Origin of the sequence: Siphonobacter sp. (genome assembly GCF_048595215.1) — a bacterium.
Lineage (GTDB): Bacteria > Bacteroidota > Bacteroidia > Cytophagales > Spirosomataceae > Siphonobacter.
Window position 1 is genome coordinate 1 of record NZ_JBMDWJ010000294.1, and the last position, 6,246, is coordinate 6,246.

The window sequence follows — 6,246 nt, forward strand, 5'->3', positions numbered from 1 at the left end:
TGTATATTAAAAAACAATCGGTACGAAAAGATTAAATAAAAATACTTAGTGTGTGGTCTGTACTTTTTCCGTGATCAGGATAAGCTTATTTTGCCGCTGATCACTGGTAGCAAATAAGTACTGATTGCCCCCTTCACTCAGGTTAAGCTTTTTACGGAGATCCGCGACGCTCATGGGAAAGTTACGTACCGTCAGGTTCGCTTTTCCTTCGGGCACCCATCGGCGAATCTCTTTTTTATCTGCTTTCGTTACAGCCATCATTCGAAACGTTCGACCCGGAAAATCGGGTACGAGAGCCTCCGACGTATACAGGTGACTACTCGGAGCCAACTTATACAAACCTCCTTGAGCGATTCGTTTAAACGCTCCGGCTTTCAACAGAGCCGCATTGGGTTCATAGAGGTACGTCAGGGGTTGAGAAAAAGGAGCGGTATACGACTGTTCTTCTGATCTCCGGAAGGAGAATTGCTGCTCCTGCCCGTTCCGTAACAAGTGTACCGCCGTAATTTCAGGCTCTTGCGGTACCTTCCGCAGATGCAGTAACAATTCTTTCACCTCATCATCCACGGCTACTACGTAAACATTAGCTACGCAATTCAATTGCCTGACTGCCAGATCGATGTCCAGCATAGGTGACACTTTCACCAGTACATTGGCTGCTTTGCCCAGCAATAAATCTTTATGTTCCAGTACATTCGGTTCACAGTCGGCTAACTGAACGACTTTCTGACTGCTGCGGTCCCGACGAGCCGGATCCAGATAAAGCCAGTCGAAAGTTTCGGTACTTTGTTCGAGCCAGTCCATTCCGTTTCCCCTTACCCACGTAATGCCCTCATTCCTACCTAACTGACTAAAATTGTATTCCGTCAACTCGGCTAATTCCGTTTGCTGTTCGCAGTACGTAGCCTGCTTAAATCGGGCACTGGCTGCCCAGAAATCGACGCCCATCCCCCCCGTTAAATCGGCGTACCGATCGCCCCGCATGAGGTTCGCCTTCCAGCGGGCGGTTCGTTCGGAAGAAGATTGTTCCAGCGAAAGTATACTCGGAAAAAGAACGCCCGGTTGGGCGGCCCAATGGGGCAATTTAGTCCGGGCTTTCTGGCCGCATTGAATCTGCTGGGCTATTTCCCGAATGGGCAGTTCCGGGTAACGGGAAGCTCCGAGCAGTAATTTCTGCCAGTCGTCATTCTGGTGCTGCTGAATAAACGCCTGAACTTCGGGTCGGGTAAGAGTGGTAATCAGTGACATAAGATAAAAAGCAGACGTAAATCAGCGACCAATCGGGGCTTTTACATCCAATATTCAACGAAATAACATTATTTTGGGAAAAACGCAGCCTCTAGTATTTCTTAAACCTCTATTCATGCAAACCAAAAGTTTACCAAACGGCCCAAACGTTACGAAGCGTCGATTGTGGGAAGTGATTTTTGCCTCTTCGGCCGGTACAGTCATCGAATGGTACGATTTCTACATTTTTGGCAGTCTAGCCGCCATTATTTCCACTAAGTTTTTCCCCCCGGACAACCCTACCGCTGCTTTCTTGAGTACGCTGGCAACGCACGGAGCCGGTTTTGTGGCCCGTCCCTTCGGAGCGGTCGTATTTGGTCGATTAGGCGATATGATTGGCCGCAAGTACACGTTTCTGGTGACGCTGGTGCTCATGGGCGGCAGTACGTTCGCCATTGCCTTTATTCCTCAGTATGCTTCCATTGGCTTGATGGCTCCCGTTTTATTACTGGTTTTACGCGTTTTACAGGGATTGGCCTTGGGTGGTGAATACGGCGGAGCGGCGACCTATGTTGCCGAACACTCGCCTGATAACCAACGGGGACGTTATACCAGCTTCATTCAAACGACGGCTTCCATTGGCTTCTTCGTATCCATTCTGGTGATTTTGGGTTGTCAGTATACCCTCGGTAAATCAGCGTTCAATGACTGGGGCTGGCGATTGCCTTTCGCTTTATCGGGTGCTTTGGTAGTACTCTCTTACTTCATCCGGCGAAACATGGATGAATCGCCCGCGTTTGCTAAGCTCAAAAAAGAAGGAAATCTATCCAAAACACCCCTCCGTGATAGTTTCAAGAGCCGTGACAACGTCAAACTCATGCTGATTGCGATGTTTGGGGCCATCATTGGACAGGGTGCCATCTGGCACACGAGTCAGTTTTACGCTCAGATTTTCATCACGAAAATTCTGAATGTCGAGTACGGTTCGGCTCAAACCGTCATGGCCATTGCCGTAACCTGTGCTACGCCTTTCTTCGTCATCTTTGGTGCCTTATCGGATAAAATTGGCCGGAAGAAAGTGATGATGGCCGGACTGTTGGGAGCTAGTCTGTTTTTGTATCCCCTCTACCAAGGTATGGATCGACTGGTAAATGGCGGTACGATTCTTCAGACCGTAATTAAGGATACTTCGAAAGTAACCACCTTTGAAGATGGGAAAGTGATTACTCAGACCACCGTAAAACTACCTAATCAACAAGTAGATGAACGAACGGAAGTCCGTCTGCCCACGCAAACCCTCTGGTTGTTAGGCTTGCTGGTTTTCATCCAGGTACTATTCGCTACCATGGCCTACGGACCGATTGCCGCCTTTTTAGTAGAATTATTTCCAACTAAAATCCGGTACACGTCGCTTTCCATTCCTTATAACGTCGCCAACGGTATTTTTGGCGGCTGTTCACCCTTTGTAGCGACTTGGTTGGGTAGTTTAACTGGCTCAAAATTTGCCGGCGTTTATTACCCAATTTTCCTGACGGCCATGACCTTTATAGTGGGAATGATTTACATTAAAGAAACAGCGGGTAAACGGTTGGAAGATTAATTAAAAGAAACGTCCCTGCTAGATAGCAGGGACGTTTCTTTTACTCTTGTACGGGCATGATTAAATCAAACCGAGTACCGTTTTCATTGCGTACATTCAGAATCGCACCAATCTGTTCGCTTAGTAACAAAATCAACCGCTTACCAAACGAGCCGGTAGGTTTTTTCCAGGCATTCATATCGATACCCGGACCATTATCTTTAATCTCTAAATGCAATTGATCGGTTTCGTTGAGAATGATACTCAAGCTGGGTTTTGAAATCTGATCAAAGGCATGTTTAAAGGCATTGGTAATAATTTCATTCATGATTAATCCCAGGGGTACCGCTACTTCTACATCCAGCTCTACGGATACAATATCTACTTCCAGATCAAAGTTTTCTTCCTTAAATCCGTACGCATAGAATAAACCCTGTACAAGGTCATGAATATACTCTTTCATATTGACCTTCGTTACGTTATCACTTTCGTACAAACGCTGGTGAATCAACGACATGGCTTCTACCCGCTGCTGCCCTTCCCGAACGGCTCGTACGGCTCCTTCATCTTCCAGTCGGGTTGATTGCAACCGCAACAAACTGGAAACAATAGCAAGATTATTCTTTACCCGATGGTGCAGTTCCTTCATCAGGTTTTTGAGTTGTTCCGATTGTTCACTAACGATCGTATTTCGCTCCGATAAGGCTCGGTTTGTCTTCTCTAGTTGTTGATTCCCCTTGCGAATGATTCGATACTGTACGGACGCTACGACCAGCAACAAGAGCAGAATACTCATTCCTCCCAGTAACCACCAGAACTGCCGGGACTTTAATTCATTTTCTTCGTCTAATCTCTTAATCTCTAGCTCTTTTTCTTCAGTACGAAAGCGGGTTTCAGCGTCTACCAGTTCTTGTCTTTTATCGAAATTAGTTACACTATCCCGGGCGACTACCCATTCCTTATGAAAATTCAATGCTTGCTTGTACTCATTCCGTTGTTCAGCAATACGCGTTAAGATATCGTATATTTCGACGTAAAAACGATATTTTTCCGGTTTATCTTTCGACCAGACTAAAGCTTTCTGAGCGTACCTTTCAGCTTCGTCGATTCGGTTTAATTTAATTAGTGTGTTGGGATAATTCAGATAAACGTATCCTCTTAGGTAATCCATTTTTAATTTATCCGCGAGCCGTAGACATTCCAGATACGTTTTTTCGGACTCTTCGTATTGACCCGCATTTTTGTAGATAATGGCTCTATTGAGCAGAATCGTACTTTTTTTGGTCTCATCTTCACAATAGTCTAAAGCTTTCTGATTATACTGAAGGGCTTTAGAAAAGTTTTTTCGCATGTCCTCTACTGTAGCCAATTCCATATTAAACTGACCAATCATTTCTTTATCTTTAATCTGTTCAGCCAGTTTTAATCCTTTATTAAAATAATTTTCAGCCGTTACGTATTCCTTTAATGAAACATAAGCAAATCCAATGTAATCCAGCATGATCGTTTGCTTTTTTACATGTTTGATACGATTGGAAATATCTAGTGCTTTCTGGTAATATAAAATGGCATTAGCTGGATTACTTTTATCCATCTCAAGCATACCGAAGGAGAAATAAGCCCGTGACAAGAGAACAGAATCCTTCGTTTTTTCGGCGATACTGACTAAGGCTTCAATAGCCATTTTTGCATCAGCAAATTGCGTATGATTCCGCATTTCACTTTCATACTCAGATAGTGAATCAAACTGAGCTTTGGCCGACAAATGTTCGATTGTTTTTAAATATTCTTGGTAGGGTTGGACAACCGATGATTGGGCCCACCCGGCAAGTGATATACTTCCAAGACAAAGAATAAGTATTACTCTCAAAAAAGACATTTTTGGCGGGAGATAGAGGTAGAATAATTTTGATTACTGAATCTGAAAGATCCGCATAAATTCATCTTTATATTGTCTTCCCAGCGGAATAGCGAATGTCTCCACTGTCACTTCCCGCTCATTAAAACTCTTGATCTTACGAATATTCAGAGCATAGGATCGGTGCACGCGTATAAGCTTGTCAATCGCCAATCGGTGTAGGGTCATACTTAGCGTTAGTCGGATGGAGTATTTCCGCTCGTTGGTTACTATGGTAGTATGGGTATTGTCAGCTTCAAGGTACAGAATATCTGCCGCGTCAATTCGAACAAACTGGTAGTTGTGCTTGATAAAAATAGATTGTTCTATTTTTAGAATAACTTCGCGGGATAACGTGTCTTTATCCGTTGCCTTTGCGGCGTCTTTGTACGGATTGTTACCTTCTCGAATGGGGAAATTTTGAATTGCCAGTTCAATGGCAATGTTCAGATTTGCTGTACTGACAGGCTTGAAAAGGTACGCGGCTGGATAGGTAAGTTTGGCTCGATCACGGGTTTCTTTATCGGCTAAAGCAGTAATATAAATAATGGGAGCCAGACGAAAAGCTAAAAGATGATTAATGGTTTCGATACCGTCCCATTCTCCTTTAATATTAATATCACACAGTATTAAATCAATCTGATTTTTCTGATAGATTTCCAGAGCTCGCCGACCGTTATTAGCCATTCCGACTACTTCATAACCTTCGGCTTCAAGAGTATCACACAAATCCATCGCTAATACTGCTTCATCTTCAATAATCAATACGCGGATTTGGTTTTCAGACATACTAGTTAATGTTTGCTAAACAAATAATAAAACTGGAACAAAAAAGAGTATTTACTACTACAATTCCTTGCTACTACTTAACGGACTACTAATCTATCCTAATAAATTATATTTCTATTAATTATCTATAAATCATTAACCCTTTTCCTAGTGGTGTAAAACTAATAAACGGGACCGAATGGGCCCCGTTTCATGCTCATAATGTTACAAAAAATAATCACTTATAGGCGGGTAAAAAAGCGTCGGCACCTTAAACAAAGGAACCATTTAAAGGGGATGAAAAAAAATACAGTGCGAACCAGTGCAGGACGACGGCGGCGTTCTATGTCAGTGGCCTTGCAGTACGGACAACGGGTAGCAGTCATAGGCAAGCATTTAAACTGTCAATCAGATACTAAGGGGAGACACTGTTACTAGGGCATTTTTGCCGGAAGTCTATACGTAACGATTAGCTTGGGTTGAAGGCCTAATCTTACTTACTATGCAATACTCTAGTTGAAAGGGCTCAGCTTTTTACTCGTTTGCCCTCTTATAAAAAACCTCACCCTTTCACTCAGAGTATCATGCATGGGTTAATTCAAACCGGAATTAAGGATCATTTTCAAAACATACTCAATTGAGCTCTGTATCATTTAGAATGCTTTGTCAAAAATACCTTTGGCGGAATTTCGGTTAGAAAGTGATACAAGTATACAGGCTTAGGAATTGAGAATTAGTAAAATGTAGGTAAACATCCGGGTGGTGGCAGTTAAGA

At 43.3% G+C, this 6,246-nt stretch carries 4 protein-coding genes; 1 reads left to right on the plus strand and 3 read right to left on the minus strand.

Annotated elements, in window-relative coordinates; genetic code table 11:
• Positions 1-45: 45 nt before the first annotated feature.
• On the minus strand, positions 46-1,248 hold the full coding sequence (locus ACOJTG_RS18280; RefSeq protein WP_420155137.1) for a THUMP-like domain-containing protein: 1,203 nt from the start codon (positions 1,246-1,248) through the stop codon (positions 46-48).
• A gap of 115 nt (positions 1,249-1,363) precedes the next feature.
• Between ACOJTG_RS18280 and ACOJTG_RS18285 the strand changes: the two genes are divergently transcribed.
• The gene (locus ACOJTG_RS18285) at positions 1,364-2,827 is read left to right on the plus strand and encodes an MFS transporter (RefSeq protein WP_104710849.1); all 1,464 of its coding nucleotides are present in this window, start codon (positions 1,364-1,366) and stop codon (positions 2,825-2,827) included.
• 40 nt (positions 2,828-2,867) lie between these two features.
• Here the strand turns inward: ACOJTG_RS18285 and ACOJTG_RS18290 are convergent, their stop codons facing one another.
• Both ACOJTG_RS18290 and ACOJTG_RS18295 read right to left on the minus strand, forming a co-directional pair.
• Entirely contained in the window at positions 2,868-4,571 is a 1,704-nt protein-coding gene (locus ACOJTG_RS18290; protein ID WP_420155138.1) for a histidine kinase dimerization/phosphoacceptor domain -containing protein, read from the minus strand.
• Positions 4,572-4,718: 147 nt separating this feature from the next.
• A complete protein-coding gene (locus ACOJTG_RS18295) occupies positions 4,719-5,492 on the minus strand; it encodes a response regulator (protein WP_420155139.1) in 774 nt (257 codons plus the stop codon).
• Positions 5,493-6,246 lie beyond the last annotated feature (754 nt).

What these genes read in the sequence shown, in the direction of transcription:
- ACOJTG_RS18280 (WP_420155137.1), bottom strand. Translation starts at nt 1,248, where the DNA reads ATGTCACTGATTACCACTCTTACCCGACCCGAAGTTCAGGCGTTTATT.
- ACOJTG_RS18285 (WP_104710849.1), top strand. Translation starts at nt 1,364, where the DNA reads ATGCAAACCAAAAGTTTACCAAACGGCCCAAACGTTACGAAGCGTCGA.
- ACOJTG_RS18295 (WP_420155139.1), bottom strand. Translation starts at nt 5,492, where the DNA reads ATGTCTGAAAACCAAATCCGCGTATTGATTATTGAAGATGAAGCAGTA.